Raw genomic sequence first — 25,320 nt, 5'->3', positions numbered from 1 at the left:
GGTCAAAATTCGAAATTAGACTAGCAGTTACTGCCGTTGCGCGAAATACTAGGGCGAACCAATTCATTGTGATCACCCAGTGCCTCCGCCCGCTAACTATGAGACTGGAACGCGGTGGGCGGACGGGCCGAGCCAAAGTACGGTCTCGACGCCTCGCTTTGAGCCGCAGACCACGTCTCAAAGACGCCAGTTTCCTAAGCGGCCCCAGCCCAGCCGCTAAGGGAACTCCCACGGCTGAGCTCATAGTTAGCGGACTCCGGCTACGATTGTGTAAATCGGCTGCGATGTACGCCCCACAGCGTTCACCACTGTTACGCCAGCCAAGCAGACGTCTACCAGTCCCATCTCAAGTAGTTAGCGATACCATCTAGTTCAGCGTACCAAGAACGTCTGAGATACTACCAGCTGTGTCTACTCAGTTAGCGGACGGGAGGCGGCAATTTTAACCAATCCGAAGGCAACACAAAATGAGCTGGAGAAGCTCCCCCAACCCTGATGCACCAACCTTACCTAGCCGAAACGTGCGTCCTCAGGCAGCCGGTTCCGCTTAAAACTGCTGACCCAACAATCCAGGACCAGGATTCTTGGGTCAACCGCCTTAATGCTCCCAGCTAACCGCCTGAAGACGCACTCTTGCAACAAAAAAACCCAGGCACCAAGCCCAGGCTTCCATCCTAAGTTACGATTCAACTTCCTCTAATACTGCCGACCGTTGATTGCCAAAAGTCAGTTGGAGGTCATCCAACGCTAAGGCGCGGTGAATGATGGCCGAAGCGCCACCCAGCAGGGACGCTTCCTTGGAGTTCTTGGTCAAGAGTAACGGGGCCTTGCGGCAAATGTCCATTTGCCCCACGTATTCCCGTACTTGGTCCATCAATTCCGGCAATAGCTCCAGAATCGGTGCGTTGACCACGATGGCATCCGGCGCAAACGTGCTGGACAGGTTGCCCAAGACTTTGCCCAGGTAGTAGGCAAATTCATCCAAAATGCTCAACAGTTCTGGCCGGTGACCTAAGTAGTCCCGCCGAATCCGGTTCACATCGACGCGGTCTAAGTGTTGATAGGCCATGATCCGTTGCAGCACATTGCCCTCCGCAACGTAATGGTTCACGGTCTCGGTATTATCTTCTTGATACCGGTCCGCCAGTGGGCAACAGCCGATATTGCCAGCTTCGCCGTTGTGGCCCCGGTAGAGGTGGCCTTCCGTCACAATGCCCGCCGCCACTTGGTCACGGATCGTTACCGAGATCAAGTTACGGTAGACGCCTTCGCCCGCAAAGTCCCGTTCATAAATAGCGGACTCGTTGGCTAAGTTTTCCAACACAACGGGGACCTGAAATTTATCACTGAAGTATTTTGCCAGATCAAAGTTCTTAAAGCCTTTCAGTGACGCCCCCAAGATTTGATTGTCATAAATCGTGCCATCCAGACCAAACGCAATTCCGAGCAACCGGTTAGGACTAGCGGAGACCGTGTGATTGATGCGTTCATCGATCATGTCTAAGACCGAGGTCAAGTCTACGTTGCGCGTCGACACGCTTTCGTAATTCTCAGAACGCCCGTCCAACCGACAGGTGATCATCGAGAAGCGCGACCGCAAGATGTTAATACTGATAACATAGCCATACCCCACGTTTAGCAATGCCATCACTGGTTTCCGACCGCCATTCCGGGTGCTGACACCGTGACCAACCTCACGGATCAACCCTTCGTGTAATAACTGACTATAAATATCCGAGACCGTTACCTTATTCAGACTAAGATTTCGTGATATCTGGCTCCGCGAAATTGGGCCAGCATTCACAATCTGCTGCAAAACCTGTTTTTCATTGGTGGTGCGCATAATGTGTTTGTTGATAATCATAATTTTCTTGGTAACACTGCTCCCCCAATAGCTTGTGGTGATTCGGGAATCAAATCAGTTTAGGTTGCCCCATCCCCCAAGGTTGGTGCTCACCCGCATATTGTGGGGCCGTGTTACCTAACCCCCCTTGTAGATTCTGATTCTAACTATATAGTAATTCCTCTTAACAAATAGTGCTCGGATTATGACTCGCGAATTTTCTGGACGATTTTTCGGCCAATTTTCGGGAAAACGCCGTTATGACCGGGTTTGCGGCCCGAAAATAGCGAAATCCGTTAGTAATTTGCTCGCTCAGTTGATTAACCGATTTGTTTACTAACCTACCTTACATGTCAAGTTTTTACCTCAAAACGTTGTAAAAGGTAAGGTTTCTTACTTAATCGACTGAACTCTTTAACGGGCAATCTAATTTCACCCGCATCGGCTGGTCCCGACCAAAAGCACCTGGCCACGCCCCCCAATCGTTCAACCACGACCGTTTTCGACCGCGGAAAAACTGAACTGCCACACTATGTGAAGGGTTATGCAAGCTCGGCAAATTTGTCAACCCCCGGTACGAAAAAGCAGGCCACCACCCCTCAAGGGGCCAGTGACCTGCCACAAAGCTATTTCAAATATTCTTTCGTGTACTGCGTCAAAGACATGTTCTTCTTGTTGGCCGTCTGTAAGGCAACCCGCACGTCTTGATCACTCATCGCGTCGGCTTGACCGCCCGCCGCATTGATGGTCTTGCGGGCGTTGTTGATTTGTGCCGCCGTGATGGTCTTGCCGTTCAGTTCCTTTTCCTTTTGGGTGACCGTGTACTCGTTGCTACCGGAGTAGTTGTTGGCCGCCGATTGTTCGGAAGACGTCAGTGAGGCGCTGGAACTGTTGGTCGACGTGCCGGTGCTCGAGGAGCTGGCAGCCGCGCTACTGCTGCTGGTGCTACTTGCGCTCGACGTGGCCGCGGATTGACCGGCATTGTTGGCCTTACGTAGTGCTAAGGCTTGATCATACAAGTTCTTGTAGTACTTCTGACGGAACTTGGCGTTATTGAAGAGCTCGTCTAGCGTGGTGTTGGATTGCCCGTAGTTCAAGGCCAGATTTTGCCCGCTAGCCGTCTTCAAGATCTTCTTGAATTGCTTAACGTTGGCGCGGATCCCCTTGACCAGCTTGACCTTGGCCTTGGCCCGCGTGACCAACACGTCTGAGGCGTTGGTCGTATTCTGCACCGCCGTGTAGTGGCTTTGTGCGCTGGCGAATTTCAAGTCGCTCAAGGCATTTTCCGCCGACACGAACCGTTGCGTTTGCGTCAAATAACGCTGGGCGGGCTTATCGTTCAGCCGCCGCTTCAGAGCGTTTTGGAAATAACTTTCCGCTTGCGTGTAGTGTTTAGCTTGAATGGCAGTACGCCCGTTGGCCATTGCCGCTTGGTACTCTTTGGCTGTCGCGTGATGATTGGAATACGCGTACCCGCCAATCAGCAGTGCCACAACGATTGTTGCCACGACCCATACCCATTTTTTCAAATGAAAGACCTCCGCTGGTTAATTGTAACTTCATTATACCATGCCAGTTTTGAGAATCCGCCTTTTTTGCCGTTTCCTCTTGGCAAATTAATGTTAAGCGGTTACATGAAGTCGCCCCTTACCCTTTCTTCCATTAAAGGCGTATAATGGCTAAGTAAATTTCGTTTTCTTGTGTCCAAATTTAATAGAAAACCGGAAAGGACTCCTGACATGCTTGAAAAAACATTCTACAAAACGTTTCTGAGCCACACCTTTAACATCCCCGTCCGCGTCAACTACTGGGACGGCACTTCCGATGTTTATGGGACTGGCACTCCCGACATCACGATTACCATTCACGAGGCCATTCCGGTCAAGGAAATCTCCCGCAACGCCTCCATTGCGTTGGGAGAAGCCATCATGGATGGACGCATTGAGATTGACGGTAGTATCGAAGACCTGCTGACGGCGGCCTACGAAAACGCCGACAGTTTCTTCCACAACAAGAAGTTCATTCATTTCTTACCGAAGCAAAAGCACACGGAAAAGGAAAGCAAGGCTGACGTCCAGAACCATTACGACATCGGTAATGACTTCTACAAGCTCTGGTTGGACGACACCATGACTTACTCCTGTGCCTACTTTGAAACGCCGGAAGACAGCCTCTACACGGCGCAAATGAACAAGGTCCACCACATCATCAAGAAGCTCAACCCGCAACCCGGCAAAACGTTGCTGGATATCGGTTGTGGCTGGGGCACGCTGATGCTCACGGCGGCCAAGGACTACGGTCTGCACGTCACCGGGATCACGTTAAGCCAGGAACAATACGACTACGTGAACCAACGCATCCAAGACGAAGGCCTCCAAAACGTCGCCGAAGTCCGCCTGGAAGACTACCGCGAACTAGGCAACGAACAGTGGGATTATATCACCTCCGTCGGCATGTTCGAACACGTGGGCCAAGAAAACTTGGGCCAATACTTCGACTGCGTTCAAAAGTACCTGATGAACGACGGGGTCGCCTTGATTCACGGAATCACCCGGCAACAGGGTGGCGCCAACAACGGTTGGTTGAACAAGTGGATCTTCCCCGGTGGCTACGTGCCCGGCTTGATTGAAAACACGACCCACATCATCGAAAACGGCCTGCAGATCGACGACATGGAACCCCTGCGTCGTCACTACCAAAAGACCGTGGAGATCTGGGATCAAAACTTCAACCAACACCGTGACGAGGTCGCTAAGATGTTTGACGAAAACTTCGTGCGCATGTGGGATCTTTACCTACAAGCTTGCGCAGCTTCCTTCAAGTCTGGTAATATTGACGTGATTCAGTATTTGATCTCCAAGGGCCCGTCTGCCCGGATGTTACCAATGACGCGGGATTACATGTACGACGATACCCACGCCAAGGTAGCGGATTAATTCAAATCAGTTGAGTGACCGCGGATCACTCACTTCAAAAAACGCCTGACGGCCGGATTGATCACCGGTGGTTGGGCGTTTTTTTTGCGGGCTAATTTTACTGGTTATGGAGACTAGCTTAAATAATTTCTGTCGACTGATTAGCTTAGGTTGATAACCGGTGGTCTAGGTCGACGGCGGTTAGTTTTCACAATCTTTTTAATATCTGATTGTGAATTTAGCGTTTTGTGTAAGCGGTTCATTCATTGAATAACCAGCGTCACCAATCGTTTAAAATTTATGCACTGTTGCCCCTCAATCTTTATTTGTGATTTTCATCTCTGCTTTTTTTCTGAATTGGTTCATGTTAAACTGCTTGTACGCAATCAAATTGTGCTAACTAAAGAGAATGGGGAGAAAATTTCATCATGAAACTGGGGATTAAGCAAGCAGTACTGGTCGCGACCGCCCTCACCGTGGTCGCCGGTGGCGAGATCGGCGCCATGGCCAAGAGCAAGACGATCGGCAAGTTGACGCAGGTCAAGTTGACCAAGCACACCATTGCCGGCAAGACCACCAAGTACGCCCGCATCAAGCTGGTCACTGCTCAGGGGAAGCAGTTGGCTAGCGGCAAGACGAACCGCGTGGGCAAATTCAAGCTCACGGTGAAGAAACAAAATCTGAGTAAATTAACCTTCAAGCTCGCCGCTTCCAAGCCCGGCTACAAGGCGCGCAAGTTCTCCAATAAGCAGATCAAACACGCCGCTCAGGCTAAGCCGAGTCACTCGGTGACCACCACTCCGGCACCAAGTCAACCGGACAAACCAGCCAAGCCAACACCGGTCAAGCCCAACACGCCAACCAAGCCAAATAAGCCGACGAGCCCCACTAAACCGGTGAAGCCAAGTAAACCGGTAAAACCAAGCACGCCGGCCAGTCCGGCAAACCCGGCCAAGCCCACGCCATCCACGCCGAGTCGCCCGGGGGCAACCCTATCGGCTAAGGACCGACAAATTGCGGCTAAGAAGGCCCAAATCGACGCGGCTAAGAAAAACTACTACCGGGTGAAGGACCAACTCCAGCCGATTTCGAATCAGATCGATGACCTGACGACGCAGATCCACAAGCAGCGCATCAACTTGCAGGTGGTGCACCAAGATTATGCGGTGGCTGAAGCAAAAGGTGATCAACAGGCTATGGCCGCTGCGGCCGCCCAAGAAAAGTACCTGACGGATGTCATCAACGGTCTCCAAGACCAACGTGCTAACCTGTATCCGAAGTTGTTACCACTGGACAACGCGCGGACCCAGGTCAGTGCCCTGATGGATGAGTTGTGGGTGCTGGACAACAGTTATATCCCTGAAGAATTAAATTAGACGTTTCGGAGAGTGGGACAAAAGGCGATTAGCCGGTGAGCATTAAGGCTGCTAATCGAACAATCCCGGGTTTGGATTGTTTGGTTAGCAGTTTTAAGCGGAGCCGGCTGCCTTTTGGCGCACGTTTCAGCTAGGTAAAAGGTAAAGCGAACGAGCCTGGGAGGTTTTGTCCCAAGCTCGTTTTTTCGATCCCCACCAGCCCCACTCTGACACCGAAAAGTGACGATTGCTTATATTACCAAATTTATGGTTGAAAGGTGATGCCCCAGGAATACTGTCACCATAGGCGATTAACGCTGTATATGATATGAACCTTTGTGACTGATTTACATCTCTTCTTTTGCTGGGCTTGCCAACATGATATAGTGATTGCACCGGCAGAGATGTTGGTACACCAACTTATAAAGGGGATTATATTTGTTATGGACATGAAGAAGATTGTTATGGCCGCAACGTTGCTCTCAATTGTTACCGGTGGGGAAGTCAGTGCCTTAGCGGCCAAGACCACGCACCAGTCAGTTGCCAAAATCACCCACGTTAAAGTTACCAAGCACAAGGTCACGGGTTACACCACGGCCAAGTCCCACATCAAGCTGATGAAGCTGAAGCACGGGGAAAAGGCTTCAGCCACGGCTAACAAGAAAGGTAAGTTCACGGTTAAGGTCAAGAACAATAACTTAACCAAGCTGAAATTCAAGATCAAGGCAACCAAGCCTGGTCTGAAGGCGCGGACTTACACCCACAAGGTGAAGAAGGCCGTGCAAGCAATCGATAACAGTGTGACTACCGAGACGCCTGCTTCGACTACCCCGGTTAAGCCTGATGAGGGGAAGAAGCCGGAGAAGCCAGCGGATAAAGAGAAGCCACATGAAGTTCCACACACTCAGTATGTCTACATGACTACGACTGCACAGACTGAATTTGAAAAGGCACAATCACGTTTTGACAGTCTGATTGGAAACCCTAAAGATCCGGATGAGAAAACGACACACAACCAGCAAAATACTCGTGCCATTTACTTGGAGCTTATCAAAGGACAGATTGATAAAGCAAAGACTGAAACTCCCCAAAAAGATCCAACTGCTACCTCTTCTTTTGGTGCGGCCCTAGATTCTAAAGTAAACAATGCAAATAATAACAATGCCTATGCCGACGCAGGTAAGAAAATCAAAAATTCGAAAAATTATGCTCAAATTTTAGCCGCCGCCAAAAGACTGAAAAATGCAGAGGAGGCACTCAAAGCCTTAATTGCCACCAACGCCCCGAAGGACCCCGTTCAACAAGGTCAACCGCAAAACGCATAGGCAAATTCCAAGTGAGCCGGAAATATCAGCCAAACTTTTACGTGATACATTAAAAAAGCGAAGCAAAAACCGGCTCCGCCCTACATAGACTCATTCAACTAAATTTGCCCTCAAGCTATCATTATTGATTGTCGCCCAGAAATCATCCAAGATCTGCTGATAATCGTTGATTCCCTCTGCTTGGAACGTATGCTCCTCCATATTTTCAATGCTCATCCTCAACGAAAATACGATCAGACGTAATCCCCCGTTGCCACCCTCAAACTATACATTTTATATATGGTTCTCCGTATTAATAATGCTATCTGCGCTCCAACCTGCAAATAACCTGCAGATACTCTCCCAATTTTGAGTACGTGATTGGCTCAACCAAGCCATTTACAGCAACTTCTCCAAAATCACCTGCAGATTACCTGCAGATAACCACATCACTTTTCCCAACAAAAAAAGGCGAAGCCAAAAACCGGCTCCGCCCTACATAGTCTCATTCAATTCACTCACGCAATAAACATAGACAACAGGAAGACAGCAATCAATCCTGTAATCACCGAAATGGCCATAGATCGCGTGCGATAAGCAATGACGACGACAATCACGGCCGCTATCATTTCGGAAAAATGGGTAAAGATAATCTGGTACGTGGCACTGTCAATGAAGATATCCTTCACGACCAGCGCCGTAAAGAGTGATACCGGCACAAACTTCATCCATTCGTTGAACCACTCGGGAATGGCCCGCTTGGTGAATAACATCAAGGGAAGGTAGCGCGGCACGAAGGCAACGCAAAAACCGAGAATGATCAACCAAAAGTGTTGCGTACTGTTCCACGTATTAACTGCACTCATATAGCGTCTCCTGTATCCTAATTAGCATCCGATTCGCTTTCCACGGTCGACTTCTTAGATCCGGGACTGCGCAACTTCCACAGCCAATGACTCGCCGGCAAATGCTTGCGCAGTGTGGTTTCCAAGAAGAACCCAATCAATGAAGCGATAATCGTCGAAATAACGAGCCCTAACGTACTCTTGGTGAGCATCATGCAGACCGCCGCTAAGACCCCTGAGACCAAACAGATCACAATGGTCAAGCGGTTCTTGATTTGCATGACGATCATGTACAAGAACAAGGCCGTTAACGCAAAGTTGACAACACCTAGGTCAATCTTCAACGCGCTACCGATCAGACTGCCGATAACGTTGCTGACGGCCCAGAACAGCAAGGAATAATGCTCCACCATTAGGGCTTCCTTACCGGTCCACTTTTTATCCGTGGCAAATTTTAAGTAATTAATGGCGTAATTTTCATCGTTTAAAGAAATCGCAAACGCAAATAAGAAGCGATTGGACTGGCCTTTTAAGTAAGGCGATAAACTCGAACTCAGTAATGCATACCGTAATTCCAAAAAGAACAACATCAAAACAATTGAAAGTAGTGGGGAATTAATGGTCAACATCGTGGCAATTAAAAATTGTGCCCCACCAGAAAAGATCAAGATTGAAACCAATCCAGTCAGTAAGGTATTGAACCCTGCCGCGTGTAGCAAAATCCCACAAGCCAGCCCAATCGGAATGTAACTCAAATTAAGGGGCATGGCTACCCGCAGTGTCGACCGCCATAAGGGTTCATTGGGGTCTGGCACCTGCTTGGGGTTTGGCCGTCGTTTATTCAAGAATGTTTGCCTCCGTCGAATACTCTGAGATATGAAGCAAGTTAATGGGTTTACATGATAAAACCACACGATGATATTTTAACATGTTTCATGCTATTTTCATATAACACTTCTGATATTTAGCAAAGAGAATCCGCAATCTACCCCGGTTTGATTAAAAGTTTGTGAAAAAAGCCAGCGATTTTTCATGCCAATTACCGGCCTAGAAATGCTTGCCGTAGACTTCCAAATCGGCGCTAAAGCCCCGCATGTCGGCGATTGCTGGCAAGTGACCCCAGTGTTCAAATCCGTTTTTCTCGAACAAATGACGACTGGCCTGATTGTGGCCAAAGATGCGCGAAATTATCGTATGCAGCCCTAGCTGTTTTCCGGCGCTCTCAGCCCATTGAATGGCTTGCCCACCCAAGTGGTGGCCCTGGGCCTCCGTCGCCAGATACAGGGCAATTTCGGCCGTTTGCGCGTAGGCTACGCGGTCACTGTAAGGTTCCAAGCCAACATAGCCCACGACCTGGTCATTCAGTTCCATCACCCACAACGGGAAGTGATCGGCGGAAAATTCCGCAAACCACCCCTGCCGCTGGGCGACCGTGGTCAAATCCAAGTCCGCGGTACTCCCTTTGGTGGCAATGGCCTGGTTATAGATCTCAACGATGCGCGGCTGGTCCGCGACGGTCGCTAAACGAAAAGTAACTGACATTTCGATTCCTCTTTTCTCTCAATGGCCTCAATTATACGCGAAAAGCGCCGCAAAACCAGTGGTTTCACGACGCCTTCGTTATTTTTAGGAATGAGCATTCGTATTTGGATCTTCAACCGCTTGGAGCTTTTGGTTATCATCCAATTGAGAGACACCCATGAGGTGCTTCTTTTGGAGCCAAGCCATTGTTGGCCATAACAGGGCTAAACCAATAACGGTAAAGAGTGCTAAGACCCACAGCGCTTGACCGACCATGCCCTGCATCCCTGAGGTAATGGCTTGCCGGAATCCGAGGATCGAGTAAGTCATTGGCAGGAATGGGTGCACGACGTTGTAGAAGTGGTTGGTGACTTCCATTGGGAACGTCCCACCGGAGCCCCCTAATTGAAGCATCAGGAGAACCATGGCGATGAATCGACCCGGGTTGTCCAGCAACATCGACAGGAACATGACGATAAACATCGACGCTTCCGCGAAGAAGATTGAAATCAGAATCATTTGACCTGGGTGATCAACACTCAAGCCCCCTAACATCATCAAGACAGGTTCGATCAGACCCATGGCCAGTGCTTCCACCGCGCCAATGGAGATCTTACTCAAGTACCAGCCCGTAGCGGTGCCGCCTTCGCGTGAGACCTTCCGAATTGGGAAGGCAAAGTTGAAGACCAAGGCCCCCACGTACAGGGCAACGGATAGCACGTAAGGTGCCAGGGCGTGACCGTAGTTTGGTACGTAGCTGTAGCTTTCATGCTTCAAATGCGTTGGTGCCGCGAACATGTCAGCCGTCTTGCTGGTCAGTGGTTGGTTCTGAATCTGATCAGCCCCACTCTTCAGTGACTTGGCTAACGTGCCGTTGCCGTTCTTCAACTGCTTGGCACCCTGCATGAGCTTGTTGCTGTTGTTGTCCAATTGTTGTGACCCGTCGGCCAGTTGGTTGACCCCACTGGTCAGCGTCGGAATCTTGCCGTTCAAGGTGTTCAGCCCAGAAGACAATTGGCCAGCACCATTGTTCAGTTGACTGGAAGCACTCATCAACTTGTTGCCAGCGGCGGTTAACTTCGGCGTGTTGGCGTTGAGCTTGTTTACACCAGTTGCTGCCTGATTCACACCTGAACTAAGCTGTGAAGCCCCTGATGATAGCTTGCTTGCGCCATTTTTCAGTGAAGGCCCATTCTTAGCAAGTTTCTTGGACCCATTGGCCAATTGCGCAACACCAGCCGTTAAAGTTGGCACACTCTTATTCATCGTGTTTAGTCCTGCTGTCAACGTATTGGAACCAGTCAAAGCACTTGAAACACCAGCAGTGTATGTGTCCAGACCTGTACTGAGCTGTTTAGCCCCTGTAGCCAATTTAGACAGTTGAGCGCTGGATGAAGTGAGGTTATTAATGGCCGCACTATTCGCTTGTAACGTTGCTAAGGCACCAGACATGGCAGTTAAATCGCCACTGGTTAATCCTGATCCTTGTAATGCCTGTATCAAGTTTTGCATCTCAGGCACTAATGCTTGAAGACTCTGCAGCGCACTAAGAGTCCCGGTCATTCCACTAAGTGTATCATTTAAATTCGAAACATCCGTAATTAATTGATTGACGGCATTTTCATATTCGTCAGACTGCGCATTTTTGGTTACAGAAGTTGAATCATTAGACGATTTAGTACTTTCAATCGCATCAGCACTTGCCTTTGCCTTGGCCGTAGCATTTTCTACTTCTGTAGCTGCACCTGAAATTTTCTTCTCATCGCCAGATTTGATAGCTTCCTGTAACACGTCAGACTTTGCTTTTGCATCTTCCGCTGCATTCTGAGCCATTTGGACTTGATTGCTATTGTCTGCCGAATCTGATGAGCCTGCAGATATTTCAGAGGTTGTGGTTGCCCCGGCCTGCGCCTGCTTAATTGCAACAATATCATTTTCTAATTTAGTTTGCATGCCTGTGATACTTGTTGTCAAACTAGTTGCATCAAAACCTCCAAGGGTTGTTAATTGATCATTCAAATCCTCCAAAGCAGTTGGATCAGCCATACCACTATCTCGAAGTTGCGAGAGTAATTCTTGCATAGCACTTAGTTTACCAGGATTCTTAGTCAGCGTCGTCAAAGCCGTAAGACTTGGCGCTAACGAGTTCATCATTGTTTGAATCTGAGAAACGCCATCGGATACCTGGGTAGCTCCAGAAGTCAGTGCACCAGAATTAGCATCTAGTTGCTTCAACCCAGAACTGAGTTGCTTACTTCCTTCAGTTAGTTTAGTTACACCAGAGGCTAAAGGTCCAACCTTGGTGGTCATCTTACCTAAACCAGAATTTAATTGATAGACACCATTCACATAAGTGTAGGTTCCTGCATTTAGTGTCTTAGCACCTGTTGCCAATTGACTTGCGCCAGACTGCATCGTTGGCATCCCAGCGCTCAACTGAGAAACCCCACTCGTGTAGGTATCCACCCCACTAGCGAATTGCCCCACACCAGACGTGTAGGTCGACAGTCCGCTTTGCAGGGTCGAGGCCCCACTGGTCAGCTTTTGAATGCCGGTTGCCAGTGGCGTCACGGAGGTCTTCATTTCTTGTAAGCCGTTGTTCAACGTGTGGACCCCGGTCGTGTAGGTGTTCAGGCCATCCGTCAGGGTCACGGTCCCGTTCTTCAACTTCGCGGACCCCTTGGCTGCCTTGTCCATCCCCTTGCCGACAGCGTAGATCTGCTTAAACGTGGCTTGGGCGTAGGCCTTCGTCACCTTGGCGCGAATCTGGCTATCCAGCTTAGAGGACCCGACTTCACTCATGACTTGGGCAATGTAGTTGGCCGAGCCATTGGTCTTGTAGGTAAACGTCATCTTCTTCGGATGGTTATCCAGCGCGGTCGCCGCGTTGGCCGAGAAGTTCTTGGGAATCGTGATGACGGTGTAGTACTTGTGGTGCTTCAGGCCGTCTGCCGCCGTTTTAGCGGACACGAATTTCCATCCCAATTGATGGTTCTTTTTCAAATTGGTAACGGTTTGGTCCCCAACATTTAATTTCTGCCCCTGATACGTGACCGGCTTATCCTGGTTCACGACCGCCACGGGCAGTTCGCCGGTCTCCCCATACGGGTCCCAGACCGACTTCAGAAAGAAGATACTGTAGAGGAATGGAATAAACATAATGGCCAATACGGAGATCAAGATCAACCGATTGTGCCGGATGTAATTCCATTCGCCTTTAATCATGTTCACGAATGCCAACTCCCTTTTTCCTCAAAATAATCTTAAAATTGCGCGTTCTCAGCTAATATTAAAAGTATCTTCGCACATTAATACTTGACTTGTCAAAATAACAACACGCCATCAATCAATTCACAAAATCGCTACCAAGGCCGTCACTGCAGCGTTTCAGCGTTCATTTACAAAATAAATTAATTTTCTAGATTCGCTAAAGTCAGGTCCGGCTGACGAAACCTAGCTTATCATGGGGCGTCCCCTGAGGCCTTGATTTAAATCAACTGGCAAACAAAAAGCCCGAGCACGCGGCTCAGGCTTCGGTGATTGTTTACTTAAAATAACGCGACGATGGACCGCCAGATGCGGACGAAGACGTTGGCCTTCTCCACGGTCTGGGTGACCTTCAACGGCACTTGGGTCGTCTTGGTGTTGCCTAAGAAGCCCAGCTGATCGCCCTTCAAAGAAATGTTGGCCGTGCCGACCTGGGTGTTCTTGGCCACGGGAGCCTCCAACGCCTTGTTTTTGGTCAGCTTTTGCTTCAGTGTCGTGGTCGATTGCACGTTGCTGGCGACCTGGTCGTTACGGATCCACAGCTTCAAGCCATCGGTTAAGACCGTCTTGGCAGTCGGTTGCTTGGCATCGTTAGTCTTGACGGTTTTACTCCCAGCGACTTGACTGCCAGCCTTTAGGTTAACGGTCTTGAAGTTGTTGTAGACGTAAGACATCATTTTTTGCGTCTGTTGGAATCGTGAGGGATCCGTGTCGGACTTGTGGGCCGCGTGGAGCACGACCGTGATGATGCGGTTGCCATTGTTGTTGGCGGTCCCGGTAAAGTTGGCGCCGGCCGCATCGGAGGTCCCAGTCTTCAAGCCGTCCACGTGTAATTTCGCATAGGACGCAGACAAGCCCTTGAGCATCCAGTTCCAGTTCTCCATCTTGGTAGCATCAGCCGTGCCCTTTTCAAACCACAGCTTCTTGATGCTGGTGGTCTTCAGGACTTCGGGATACTTGTCGAGTAAAGCCACCGCCAACTTGGCTTGGTCGGCCGCGGACCATTCATTTTCTGCGGAACCAGCCTCGTTACTGTAACCCAGCTTGCCGACCTGCTTGTTGGTCAGCCCACAGGCGTTGTAAATCTTGGCGTTGGTCATCCCCAGCTTCTTGGCTTGGGCACGCATCATCGTCACAAAGGCGTGCGGTGAACCGGCGACCGCCGTCCCCAGCGCTTCCACGGCGCCGTTAGCTGAGTAGATCAAAGATGCTTGGTACAGTGCCTTGACCGTGTACTTGTGCCCCGCCCGCAGTGGCACGTTGGACAAGTTGGTGTCCTGGGCGACCTTGGCCGTGGCCTGATTGATGGTGATCTTTTGGTCCCACTTTAACTTGCCACTGTGAACCGCGTCTAGAACCAAATAGATCGACAACAGCTTGGTCATGGAAGCTACCGGCAAGACCTGATCACTATTTTTATCGTACAAAATCTGACCGGTCTTGGCGTCGACCGCGATACCGGCCTTGGCCTTCAGGTTGACCGTGGTGCTGTTGCTGGCGGTCGTGGCCGCCTGAGCCGTCACCGGCGCGCTGAATCCACTGAGGCCACCGGCAAACAGCGTCATCGCCGTCACCAGGCCCATCACAAGTTGCTTTAAACGTTTCATGTCATCAAAACTCCTCTATCTTATGTAATGCCTGGGATAAAATTTCCCAGACGCTGGTGCATCAACCTTACCTAACTGAACCGTGCGCCTTACTGGGTCCCCGCCATCTTTAACCGCTGGGGAATCGCCAGTGGCTGGTCGTGTTTGACTGGCAAATGGATCACGAAACTGGTCAAATCGTCATCGGACTCGACGTAAATGTAGCCGCCGTGCAGGGCAACGATGCTTTGAGCAATCGCCAATCCCAACCCGGTCCCGCCAGTCTCCTTGGAGCGCGACTCCTCGACGCGGTAGAACCGCTCGAAGATGAGGGCCAGTGACTCTTGCGGAATCTTGGGGCCGTCGTTGGTCACGCGGACCTCCAACTCATTTTCACTGACGCGCTTGGCAATCAAATTGATCTGCTTGCCGCCGTCGCCGTATTTCAGGGCGTTGGCGACCAGATTGTTGAAGACGCGGACCAATTTCTCGGGGTCGGCCTCCATCATCAGACTGGCCGGGTCGCTGGACGCGCCGATGGTCATGCCCTTCTTTTGGGCCTCCAACTCGAAGCTGGCGCCCAGTTGTTCCAGCATGGCGGCCAAATCGATCGTCGTCAGACTCAGCGGCGTATCGGTCTGGCGGACCTTGGTGTACTCGAACAGGTCATCGACCAGTGATTTCATCTGTTTAGACTTCAAAAATGCCGTGTGCGTGTACTTTAACAGGTCGTCTTGACTGTGATACTGCTGGTCTTCAATCAGCCCCAGATAGCCGATAATGGACGTTAACGGCGTCCGGATATCGTGGCTGACGTTGGTGATCAGCTCGTCTTTGGACTTCTCGATGGCCCGCTCCTCATCCATCGAATGAATGACGGAATCGACCAACGCGTTGACCGAGTCCACGACCCGTTGCACGTCGCCGCTGACCCGAAACGGGATGCGGTGGTCAAAATGGCCGTTGGCAATGTAGTGCAGTTCTTCAATGATGTGGTGCAGCTGCATTTGCCGGTACCGCCGAATCAGCCGCCACCAAACGACGACCGCGTCGGCCACCATCATGAAGCCGATGAAGACATTTTCCCAGCTCCACAACTGAAAGTGATTCGGGCCAAACACCACGGACCGTTTAATGATGAAGATTCCGTCCCGCAAGCCCGGGTTGCTTTCGATGGCCTGACTGATCAGCACCAGCAGCGCCAGGTTCAGCATCAACAGTAAAATAACGGTGACGACACCCTCCATGAACAACGCACTTTTTTCGCGGGTGGTCAGCTTCATGCTCGGGCCCCCTGGCGGCGTTGCGCTGGGGATTTTTTTGTTTTAACCATATAATTCCCTCTCTAGATTGGGTCTTTGTTTGCTTGCCGCTAAACGCCTCGCCCGCGGCTACCAGGGTTCCACCTTAAAGCAGGCGCTCACCGGCGTAACCGCTTAGTGTGATTCGATCTTGTACCCCACGCCCCAAACGGTTTGAATGACCTTTTCGCCGTTGGTGGCGTCTTCAATCTTATCCCGCAAGTGACTCACGTGGACCATGACCGTCTTGGCCGAAACGATGCTTTCTTGGCGCCAAACGCGCTCGAAAATCTCGTCGGCCGAAAAGACCCGGTTGGGGTGACTCGCCAGCAGGTATAAAATCCCGAACTCTAAGGCCGTCAGAGACACCGTCTTGCCGGCAATCGTCTTGACCTCGTGGGAATCCTTGTTGATGGTCAACGTGCCGATGTCCAAGATGTCTGGGCTGTCATCGGTCACTTGGTCTTGACTCCGCCGCAACAGTGATTTGACCCGGGCCATAACTTCTAGCGGGTTAAATGGCTTGGTGACGTAATCATCGGCCCCGGTGATCAGTCCTTGGATCTTATCCATGTCGCCGGTCTTGGCCGACAGGATCAAGATCGGAATCTGCGAATCCTTCCGCACTTCCTTAACGACTTCGATCCCGCTCATTTCAGGCATCATGATGTCCAAAATCATCAAGGCAATGTCTGGCGTGGTGTGTAATTTGGTCAAGGCTTCCTTCCCGTTGTAAGCGGTCAGGGGTTCGTAGCCTTCATTTTTAATGTAGATTTCAAGTAATTGGGCAATTTCTTTATCATCATCGACAACTAAAATTTTCATAACGTGCTAATCTCCTTTACCAGCTAGGTCATATCACTAGCGGTCTTCCCCGTAGGTTTACGTCTATTTTAGCAAATAAATCCCGTAGCGTGACCGGAAAACCCGAACCTTTAGTCGGGCGTAAGGCACTTTACCATTCCTTAATCTTACACTATTTGCGGGCCAGTCGCCAACCTAGCGTTTAAGCTGGGGTTAAATCTTGTTGCTGGCTGACGAGATTGAGGAGGATTCCGCCTGCCGTTGCGCGAAAGCTAGGCCGGAACGCTGGGGGAGGACCGCCCCGAGCCTGAGAACCGGTCTCGCGGCTTGCTTTGAGCCAGAAAATCGCTGTCTCAAAGACACCAATTTGCCAGCAAACCCCACTGGCAAATTCCCCGGCTGAGCCTAGTTTCGCTCCACTCTCGGCTACTGTAGTGGTTGCCAGCAACCGTGATTTAGACCGCCTGCACCACTCATCTACGGCAGCAATCGTAACAAACTAATACCCCCAATATTAACAACACCGTATTCTTTTCAATCACGCTAAAAAGGCCATCCACCTAGCAACCATGCCAGGTAAATAGCCTTTATCGTAATTTTAATTTAGCAAATGGTGCTAACACAAATCGTATTAACACGCCTTTTGGATGAGTCACCATCTCGCCGGAGTCAGCTAGGGGTGGAGCCAGCTGTGACAGCGGTGTTAGCTGAGGTTTTCTCTCAGCTTACAGCGTGGGACGACTTGGGAGACTGGTGGGTTTCGCCAGGCTTCAAAGCGAGCCGGAAGCCCGCCCTTTGGCTGGAGGCGTTCCCCATAGCAGGCGGAACCCCTAGCTGACGCAGGCGGTGACCACATATTTTACTTGTAGTTAGGTGCCGCCTTCGTGATCTGCACATCATGTGGATGAGATTCGATCAAGCCAGCGTTGGAGATGCGGACGAATTGGGCGTTGTCGATCAGGTCTTGGATCGTGGCACTGCCGGTGTAGCCCATGCCGGACCGCAAGCCGCCGACCATTTGGAAGATGATGTCGTTGACACTGCCCTTGTATTCTACGCGAGCTTCGATGCCTTCAGGCACCAGCTTGTCCGCTTCGTTGACGCCGCCTTGGAAGTAGCGGTCAGCGGAGCCATGGGACATGGACGCCAAGCTGCCCATCCCCCGGTACGTCTTGTATTTCTTACCGTTGTCTTCGATGATGTCGCCAGGGGCTTCGTCGGTCCCGGAGAACATCGACCCGAACATCACGGCGTTGCCACCGGCGGCCAGGGCCTTGACGATGTCGCCGGAGTACTTCATCCCGCCATCAGCGATGATGGGCTTGCCAAATTCACGCGCCACCTGCGCAGCGTCGTAAATGGCCGTCAATTGCGGCACGCCGACACCGGCAACCACCCGCGTCGTGCAGATGGAACCAGGGCCAATGCCCACTTTGACCACGTCGACACCGGCTTCGAACAATGCCCGCGTGCCTTCGCCCGTGGCCACGTTACCGGCGATCAGGGTAGCGTCTGGCAATTGTTGGCGAATCTCGGCAACCTTGCGCAGGACCCCAGCGGAGTGACCGTGCGCCGTATCGATGATGATGGCGTCGGCACCAGCCTTAAGTAAGGCGCTGGCCCGGTCAAACGTGTCGGAGGTCACCCCGACGGCAGCGGCGACCAACAAGTGGTTGTTGGCATCGACGGCGGCGTTCGGGAATTGGCTGGCATCATTTTCAATGGCCTTCACGTCGGCGACCATTTGCGCTTGGCTGTCGGCACTCATGTTCTTGTGGATGACCCCGAGGCCCCCGTTACGGGCCATGGCGGTGGCCATCTTGGTCTCGGTGACCGTATCCATCGAGGCACTTAAAAACGGAACGTTCAGCTTTAGGTTCGGTGCTAATTGGGTACTCAAGTCAACTTCATTCGGCAAAACGTGGCTTTCAGCGGGTATTAACAAAACATCATCAAACGTGAATCCTTCTTTAGCAAACTTCGTGTCCCAATTAGACATAGTTGATATCGCTCCTCTTGATTTTAGTCTCAGGCTCGGTTAGGAATCCTGGGAGATATTGTTTCTTAATTTACCAGTCTAGGCCACTCAGGTCAAGGTTTCTCATGGAACTATCATGGTTTAATTATTCACACTGATTGAAATGGTTGTGGCCAAAACTACTTGGTGAAACGATGGTTGCGCCGGGCAATCACCCAACGGACCGTTAACCCAACACCGGCCCCCAGCCAGGCTAACGCTGAAATCCAGGCACTGACGCGTTGGATTCGGGTCGGCTGATACGTCACCTGTAGCCGGTTAGTGCCAGCACTCAGACGGGACCGTAAAATAGCCATGTGATTCCACTGAAGCCGCTGCTGATGACCGTTGACCGCAACCTGGTAGCCCGGATAGTAGAGGTGCGGCAGCTTGACGGTTTGCGCGCGACGGCTGTGCACCAGATACGTGAACCGGTCCGGCCCCACGCGGCGACTCAGCTGGTGTAGCCCGGCCCCGGGATTCATGACCGCCACCGAGTGGGTGCGCAACGCCGGCATGGCGTCCAACGACTGCGGCCGCACGTAATCGGTACTGTCACTGGTGGTGGCGACGCGGTGGTAATCCGCCTGGGTAATGGCGTTTCCATAAGGATTTTGATAAAAGGCCAAGAAACTGGTCGTACTCAAGATGATGCCAAACGCCGCCACGACCATCAGCAGGCCCCCTTGGCCCCGTCGCGTCAGCCGCGGCAGCACCAACGTCAAGGCCCGCGCCCCGACCAAGGCGATCAGCAGACTGGCAATCGCCAAGAAGCGTGATGGAAATTGGATCATCCCCAACACGCCCTGGAACAGCGACCACGGAAACCAGTTGGTGACCATCCAGACGAAGACCACGGCGAGCCCCAGTAAGTAGCGTAGCGCCGGCGTCAGCTCCCGCCACATCACCAGTGACAACAGCAGGAGCATCAACATCAGCCAGCCCAAATTGATCTGCCCCGACCCCATCTGATTCACCGCCGAGTTCAGCAGAAAGTCGCCCATGGACATCGCACTCTGTGACAATTTAAATTGTAAAATGCTCAGCCCGGACAGCGCGTGGAGTTGCTCGACCAGTGGCGCCAAAAACGTCAGCGTCAACAAAACCGTCGCCCCCACCACCAGTACCAGCGCACCCAACCGGCGTTTCAGCGCGGTCCGTTGTAAGAAGAATATCCCCAACGTTAACAGTACCAATACCGCCGCCAGCAATAGCGACACCACGTGCGTCAGGGCAATCAGGGTCATTCCCACGACCAACCAAACACCGTGGCGCACGTCGCCGATCGCCAGCTCATAGGTGCCGTACAGCACCAGCGGCAAGCAGGCAAAGACCATGCCCTCTGCCAGGGCCCCGCGTGCAAAGAAGTCGAGGATGCGGTACTGCGAGAAGCTGTACAAGATGGCCATCAAGACCCCCTGAAAGTAGCTACCCAGCAGCCGTTGACCGACGAAGCGGGTCACGTACAGCGTCAGTAAGGTGATCAAAAATAAAAATACCGTATAAGCCCGCACGCCGCCGAGCACAATTTGCAACACGGCCAGTGGCACCAGGGTGTAGGCCGGGTAAAACAGATTGATGGGATAGCCCCACCCACTAAAGGTGGTCGTGGCGATGTGCCCCAGCCCCCAGTGGCCGCTGGTCAGTTGGGCGACTAAGCCTTGGACGCGGTTCAGGTGAAAACTCAAGTCGTCGCCGGTGTAAATTTTACCCTGCGACGCCCACAAAAATAGCCAAAAGACACTCAGGACACTAAAGAGCGCCAGTTCCCATAACCAGCGGTACCGGGTGAGGCCGGCCGTTGCTGCTTGGTGGTTTTTCACGTGCGTTTACCCCTTCCGTTCAAACAACCAGTACTTGACGTCGACCTGCTCGAACATCTGCCGGTGGACCTTGACCACGCGGTAGTGGCGGTACAGCTGATGCGCCAGCTTGGACGTCCCCGGATTCAGATTCCCGCTGGTGATGCGGCCGGGAATGTCGCTATCGCCGTCCCATTCGCGCACGGACTGCTTGGCCGGCGTGTTGACGACGACCCATTGGACCTGGTGGCGGCGAATGACGTTGCGTTGCGCCCGCAAGATCTGCGGCGCGGCCTTTTCGGGAATATTATAATTTTGGAAATAATACGTGGTCGGTACCGCGCCCGAGGCGGTGTAGAAGCCCATGTCAATCGACCCGTAGTTGAGTAAAGTCGGCTGGGCGCTGTGTTGACGCATGATGCGGCCAAATTCGACTTGGGCGGGCTGTTGCGGCTTGGTCGTGTTGCGTTTGGTAATCGCCTGGTTGTTCGGGAACAGCCGCGAGCTGACCACGTTGTTGTTGACCCCGAGGACTAAAAACACACTCAAAATCAGCGTCCCCAAGATGACAAACGGGTCGTCGGCTGCCGGTAAATGGACCCAGGTAAAAAACGCGTTCAGTAGGTAGATGAACGGCACCACGAAGAAGGCAAAGTAGACCAGCTGGTAGTACTGATACAACGACCCGGCCTGATACCCGTACAACGCCAGCAGGTCGCACCCCAAAAACACCACCAGGTACAAGGTCCGCGCGAACTTGGTCGTCAACACGGTCTGGCGGAACATGATCAGCAGCGTGCCACCGATCCCCAGGATGAAGAACAGCACGTCACTTAGATAGAAATGGGCCACTAGGATTGCCGACTGGATCAGGTTGGAGAAAAACGAGACCGACGACGTCATGTAGACCTTGGTATTAAATAAAATATAAACGTTAATGAATGCCTTCAGCGAGCCGGTCGCCAAAAAGTACAGCAACCACGGCACCGTGGCCAACAAGAAACCCAGACCACTCCAGAGCACCAGTCGGCCCAGTTCGTGCCAGCGTTTCTTCAGCAACAAGTAGACGCCGTCGGCCAGGTAAAAGGCGATCCACCCGCCCAGCAACGTGTACTTGGACAAGAAAATAATGCCCACGAACAGGCCCTGAGCGAAGTACCACCAGTGACTGACCGACGTTTGCCGGTCCAATAAAAACACCAAGTAGATCAGCGACAACAATAATGGCAGCGCGAAGAACTCCACCGTGTCACCATAGTTGTAGTAAGGATGGTACAAAAACAACATGGGCGACAGCACCGCCGCCAGAAAGGCCGGTAGCTCGGCCAACTTGAGGAGTCGTGCCAATTTATACGTTAAAATCATCGCCGCAATCAAGACCGCGATTTCGGAAATAAAAATAAAAATAAAGCTGCGGTGACTGACCAAGTAAGCCAGACCGTGCCAGAAGTACACGTACGGCCCCTTCTGTTCAAAAATATCTTTATACGGCACGATACCGTGCATCATGGCCTTGCCGACCGTGAAGAAGGCGTTATTATCTGGTGAGGTGTCAAAATAAAAGGCCGGCGAGGTGTATGAACAAAACGCCATCATAAATACCCCAATGATGGCGAGTAACACAAAATACTGAGCTTCGTGGCTTTGCAATTTTTCCTTGATTCGTAAGTACACGGGACCCTGCTCCTTTTCCTAAAAAACTCAAAAAGAAAAGACGTGGTTCAGCCACGTCCTTCCGATTTACGTTAAAGCAATTGCTTACTTCTTGATGGTAACATTGACCGTGTAAGTCTTGTAGCCCTTCTTGGTAACAGTCATCTTGAACTTCTTACCCTTGTTGAGCTTCTTGGCTTGCTTCTTGCTGAACTTAACCGTCTTCTTGCCGGCCTTCTTGATGGAGACCTTCTTGACAGACTTGTTCTTGCTGTTCTTGAAGTTGATCTTGGAGCCCTTCATGGCCTTCTTGAGGTAGACCTTACGTGCGTTCTTCTTGTACTTCTTGCTTAACTTAACACGCTTTGACTTCTTGACCGTCTTCTTAACAGCTTTCTTGGCCTTCTTAGTAGCCTTCTTAACAGTTTTCTTGGAGCTGCTGGAAGCAACAACACTGCTAGAAACCCCGCTACCACTAGTGGCAGTTGCACTGCTACCAGCAGCGTTAGCAGTCGTGGCAATAACCCCGGCAAAGGTCAAGGCAGCCAGTAAACTTAAGACGTAACCAAATACTTTCTTCATGAAAAATACCCTCCCAGATATGTAATTCTAATAAAACTATCAAATAATTTTATTACTAAATAATCGTAGTTCTTTCCCTCACATTCGTCAAGGGGCATTTTCAGTGATAGTGACAATTGTTGTAAGCGTTAGCTGATAGGTCGTTAAAAGGACGGCCGTAGTGGTACACGGACCGTCCTTAGCTGTTGCGATTCAACTGCTTTTCCCCTGTAAAGTGGCTGAAAATTGGCTGAGACTTGGGGTAAGCTGTTCGCCGCTTCGTGGTGGGGACTGGCCGCCTTACCGTTCGCCAAATATGGGTTGGAACGCGGTGGGCGGACCGGACCGAGCCTGAGAAGCGGTCTCGGCCTCGCTTTGAGCCGATGACCCGCGTCTCAAAGACGCCAGTTGTCTAAGCGGCATGAACCGCGCCACTAAGACAACTCCCACGGCTGAACCCATATTTGGCGAACTCTCGGCTACAAGGATACTCGTCAGCAACAATTGCTTAGCCCTTGGCAGTTGTTAATTTTTCAACCAGTTTCACTACTGATAACCACCACCTCGCCGGAATCAAATCGGGTGGGACTATCTGTAGCAGCGATATCACCTGGCATTTACACCCAGTGAAATCGAGGCGTGACTTTGGAAAATTGACGGGCTACTTCAAGCTTCAAAGTCGACCGAAGCCCTGCGCTCTAACCTGGATTTTGCGCAACGGTAAGGCGGCCAGCTTCTCGCGCACCCACCCTAGATGGCCGAAACGTGCGCCAACAGGCAACTGGTTCCGCTTAACACTGCTAGACAAATAATCCAGGCCCGGGATTATCTGCCTAGCACCGTTAATGCTCGCCAGTTAACCGCCTGTTGGCCCACTCTTTTTTACTTTCGCTCAAACAACCAATAAGTCACACTCACGCCTTCAAACACCTGGGTGTGGCGGCCGACCGGCACGTAATTGCGGTACAACACGTGGGCCAGCTTGCTGGTACCGGGATTCAGGTTGCCGCTAGTGATGCGGCCGCTACCGCCCTGCCATTGCCGGACGGTCTTGCCGGCTGGCGTATTGAGCACGACCCATTCGACCTTGTGCTGGCGAATCTGGTCGACTTGCGAGCGCAATATTTGCGGGTCAGCGCTTTGGGCGATGTTGTAGTTTTGGAAGTAATAGCTGGTCGGGACGGCGCCCGAGGCGGTGTAGAAGCCCATGTCGATCGACCCGTAATTTAACAGCGTCAGTGGCAGGCCACTTGCCCGCATGTAATTGCCGAAGTCGACTTGGGCGGGCTGTTGTGGCCGGCTGGTATTTTCCTCGGTGATGGCCTCGTTGTTGGGAAAGACCTTGGAGTTGGTCACGTTGTTGTTGACACCGAGGACCAGGAACCAGCTGATGACCAGCGCCGCTAAGACCACGAAGCTGTCATCCCCGGCTGGTACGCTCAGCCGCCGGAACAGCAACCGGCAGCCCAGGATGAATGGCAATACGAAGCCGGCAAAATAAATCAATTCATAATACTGGTAAACGGCGCCCGCCTGGTAGCCGTACAGCGCCAACATGTCACTGCCCAGCGTGGCGAGTAAATACAGGCCGCGGGTGAAGTTGTGCTGGAACACGCCGGGCCAAAAGGTCACGACCAGCGTGCCCACCACGCCCAGCACGAAGAACAGCACGTTGCTCAGGTAGAATTGCGAGACCAACGCCATCGACTGGATCAGGTTGGCGAAGAAGGCCACCGAAGACGTCAAGTAGACCTTGGTGTTGAAAAGAATGTAGACGTTGACGAAGGCCCCCAGACTCTTGGTCGCCAGAAAATAAATCAGCCACGGCACCGTCGTCACGGCAAATCCCAAGGCACTCCAACCGACCAATTGACCGAGCGCGCGCCACTGACGTTTGACCAGTCGATACCCCATCAAGACCAGGTAGAACACGATCCACGCGCCCAGCAAGGTGTATTTCGACAAGAAGACGACGCCGACCAGCGCCCCTTGGGCCACGTACCACCAGTGACTGACGGTCAAGTGCCGCCGGTCGAGCAAAACAATCAGATAAATCAGCGACAGTAAAAATGGCAACGTGAAGAATTCCACCGTATCGCCGTAGTCGTAATACGGGTGGTACAAGAACAGCGCCGGCGACAACAGCCCCGTCAACAGGGCCGGCAGCTCACGGGTATTGAATACCTTGGCAATCTGGTAGACCAAAAACATGGCCGCCACTAGCGTCGCAATTTCATACAGAAAAATCAGCGTGAAACTGCGGGGACTCACCAGGTAGGCCAGCCCGTGGAGGAAGTACACGAAGGGGCCCTTCTGTTCAAAAATATCTTTATACGGAACGATGCCGTGCATCATGGCCTTGCCGACCGTGAAGAAGGCGTTGTTGTCCGGCGACGTGTCAAAATAGTAGGCCGGGGAGGTGTATGAACAAAACGTCATGATAAACGCCCCGACAATCGTGAAGAGTCCGAGCACCTGAAGATTGCGTCGATGTAGGATTAATTTAATGCGTTCCAAAATGGTTGCCCCTCCCCATTAGTTTGCTT

Annotated in this window: 17 protein-coding genes; 3 read left to right on the top strand and 14 right to left on the bottom strand. The window is 51.7% G+C overall.

What is annotated here, in order from left to right:
• Nucleotides 1-679 precede the first annotated feature (679 nt).
• Nucleotides 680-1,648: an ROK family protein gene (locus LKH74_RS03920; RefSeq protein WP_225428740.1), complete on the bottom strand. Its 969-nt coding sequence runs from the start codon at nucleotides 1,646-1,648 to the stop codon at nucleotides 680-682.
• 821 nt (nucleotides 1,649-2,469) lie between these two features.
• A complete protein-coding gene (locus tag LKH74_RS03915) occupies nucleotides 2,470-3,372 on the bottom strand; it encodes a hypothetical protein (RefSeq protein WP_287788287.1) in 903 nt (300 codons plus the stop codon).
• 210 nt (nucleotides 3,373-3,582) lie between these two features.
• Between LKH74_RS03915 and LKH74_RS03910 the strand changes: the two genes are divergently transcribed.
• The 3 genes from LKH74_RS03910 to LKH74_RS03900 all read left to right on the top strand — a co-directional run bounded on the left by LKH74_RS03910 (nucleotide 3,583) and on the right by LKH74_RS03900 (nucleotide 7,438).
• Entirely contained in the window at nucleotides 3,583-4,779 is a 1,197-nt protein-coding gene (locus tag LKH74_RS03910; RefSeq protein ID WP_287788286.1) for an SAM-dependent methyltransferase, read from the top strand.
• Between the two features lie 407 nt (nucleotides 4,780-5,186).
• On the top strand, nucleotides 5,187-6,134 hold the full coding sequence (locus LKH74_RS03905; protein ID WP_287788285.1) for a hypothetical protein: 948 nt from the start codon (nucleotides 5,187-5,189) through the stop codon (nucleotides 6,132-6,134).
• Nucleotides 6,135-6,451: 317 nt separating this feature from the next.
• Complete coding sequence (locus tag LKH74_RS03900) at nucleotides 6,452-7,438, top strand: hypothetical protein (RefSeq protein ID WP_287788284.1); 987 nt, start codon at nucleotides 6,452-6,454, stop codon at nucleotides 7,436-7,438.
• Nucleotides 7,439-7,935: 497 nt separating this feature from the next.
• Here the strand turns inward: LKH74_RS03900 and LKH74_RS03895 are convergent, their stop codons facing one another.
• The 12 genes from LKH74_RS03895 to LKH74_RS03840 form a co-directional block, all read right to left on the bottom strand.
• Complete coding sequence (locus LKH74_RS03895; RefSeq protein ID WP_135368540.1) at nucleotides 7,936-8,283, bottom strand: AzlD domain-containing protein; 348 nt, start codon at nucleotides 8,281-8,283, stop codon at nucleotides 7,936-7,938.
• A gap of 17 nt (nucleotides 8,284-8,300) precedes the next feature.
• Nucleotides 8,301-9,107, bottom strand: coding sequence for an AzlC family ABC transporter permease (locus LKH74_RS03890; RefSeq protein WP_208908031.1), 807 nt, complete (start codon nucleotides 9,105-9,107; stop codon nucleotides 8,301-8,303).
• Between the two features lie 202 nt (nucleotides 9,108-9,309).
• Entirely contained in the window at nucleotides 9,310-9,804 is a 495-nt protein-coding gene (locus LKH74_RS03885; RefSeq protein ID WP_287788283.1) for a GNAT family N-acetyltransferase, read from the bottom strand.
• Between the two features lie 84 nt (nucleotides 9,805-9,888).
• Entirely contained in the window at nucleotides 9,889-13,014 is a 3,126-nt protein-coding gene (locus tag LKH74_RS03880; protein ID WP_434737645.1) for a YhgE/Pip family protein, read from the bottom strand.
• Nucleotides 13,015-13,331: 317 nt separating this feature from the next.
• Entirely contained in the window at nucleotides 13,332-14,657 is a 1,326-nt protein-coding gene (locus LKH74_RS03875) for a D-alanyl-D-alanine carboxypeptidase family protein (RefSeq protein ID WP_287788282.1), read from the bottom strand.
• Between the two features lie 89 nt (nucleotides 14,658-14,746).
• Nucleotides 14,747-15,919, bottom strand: coding sequence for a sensor histidine kinase (locus LKH74_RS03870; RefSeq protein WP_135368544.1), 1,173 nt, complete (start codon nucleotides 15,917-15,919; stop codon nucleotides 14,747-14,749).
• Between the two features lie 153 nt (nucleotides 15,920-16,072).
• Nucleotides 16,073-16,762 (bottom strand): response regulator transcription factor, encoded by a 690-nt coding sequence (locus LKH74_RS03865; RefSeq protein ID WP_125575717.1) that lies wholly within the window; start codon nucleotides 16,760-16,762, stop codon nucleotides 16,073-16,075.
• Nucleotides 16,763-17,600: 838 nt separating this feature from the next.
• On the bottom strand, nucleotides 17,601-18,740 hold the full coding sequence (gene guaB, locus LKH74_RS03860) for an IMP dehydrogenase (protein WP_287788280.1): 1,140 nt from the start codon (nucleotides 18,738-18,740) through the stop codon (nucleotides 17,601-17,603).
• 158 nt (nucleotides 18,741-18,898) lie between these two features.
• A complete protein-coding gene (locus LKH74_RS03855) occupies nucleotides 18,899-20,581 on the bottom strand; it encodes a hypothetical protein (protein ID WP_287788279.1) in 1,683 nt (560 codons plus the stop codon).
• A 6-nt stretch (nucleotides 20,582-20,587) separates the two neighbouring features.
• Entirely contained in the window at nucleotides 20,588-22,234 is a 1,647-nt protein-coding gene (locus LKH74_RS03850) for a teichoic acid glycosyl transferase (protein ID WP_287788277.1), read from the bottom strand.
• Between the two features lie 84 nt (nucleotides 22,235-22,318).
• Nucleotides 22,319-22,795 (bottom strand): hypothetical protein, encoded by a 477-nt coding sequence (locus tag LKH74_RS03845; RefSeq protein ID WP_287788275.1) that lies wholly within the window; start codon nucleotides 22,793-22,795, stop codon nucleotides 22,319-22,321.
• Between the two features lie 861 nt (nucleotides 22,796-23,656).
• A complete protein-coding gene (locus tag LKH74_RS03840) occupies nucleotides 23,657-25,291 on the bottom strand; it encodes an ArnT family glycosyltransferase (RefSeq protein WP_287788273.1) in 1,635 nt (544 codons plus the stop codon).
• Nucleotides 25,292-25,320: the final 29 nt, after the last annotated feature.

This window comes from Levilactobacillus sp., assembly GCF_022646225.1.
GTDB lineage: Bacteria > Bacillota > Bacilli > Lactobacillales > Lactobacillaceae > Levilactobacillus > Levilactobacillus suantsaiihabitans.
The sequence above is the reverse complement of the archived record's forward strand: the minus strand, read 5'-3'. Positions and strand labels throughout refer to the sequence as shown.

Coding starts and splice junctions, on each gene's coding strand:
- LKH74_RS03870 (WP_135368544.1), bottom strand. CDS start 15,919: ATGAAGCTGACCACCCGCGAAAAAAGTGCGTTGTTCATGGAGGGTGTC.
- LKH74_RS03865 (WP_125575717.1), bottom strand. CDS start 16,762: ATGAAAATTTTAGTTGTCGATGATGATAAAGAAATTGCCCAATTACTT.
- LKH74_RS03920 (WP_225428740.1), bottom strand. CDS start 1,648: ATGGCATTGCTAAACGTGGGGTATGGCTATGTTATCAGTATTAACATC.
- LKH74_RS03885 (WP_287788283.1), bottom strand. CDS start 9,804: ATGTCAGTTACTTTTCGTTTAGCGACCGTCGCGGACCAGCCGCGCATC.
- LKH74_RS03845 (WP_287788275.1), bottom strand. CDS start 22,795: ATGAAGAAAGTATTTGGTTACGTCTTAAGTTTACTGGCTGCCTTGACC.
- LKH74_RS03895 (WP_135368540.1), bottom strand. CDS start 8,283: ATGAGTGCAGTTAATACGTGGAACAGTACGCAACACTTTTGGTTGATC.
- guaB (WP_287788280.1), bottom strand. CDS start 18,740: ATGTCTAATTGGGACACGAAGTTTGCTAAAGAAGGATTCACGTTTGAT.
- LKH74_RS03875 (WP_287788282.1), bottom strand. CDS start 14,657: ATGAAACGTTTAAAGCAACTTGTGATGGGCCTGGTGACGGCGATGACG.
- LKH74_RS03910 (WP_287788286.1), top strand. CDS start 3,583: ATGCTTGAAAAAACATTCTACAAAACGTTTCTGAGCCACACCTTTAAC.
- LKH74_RS03905 (WP_287788285.1), top strand. CDS start 5,187: ATGAAACTGGGGATTAAGCAAGCAGTACTGGTCGCGACCGCCCTCACC.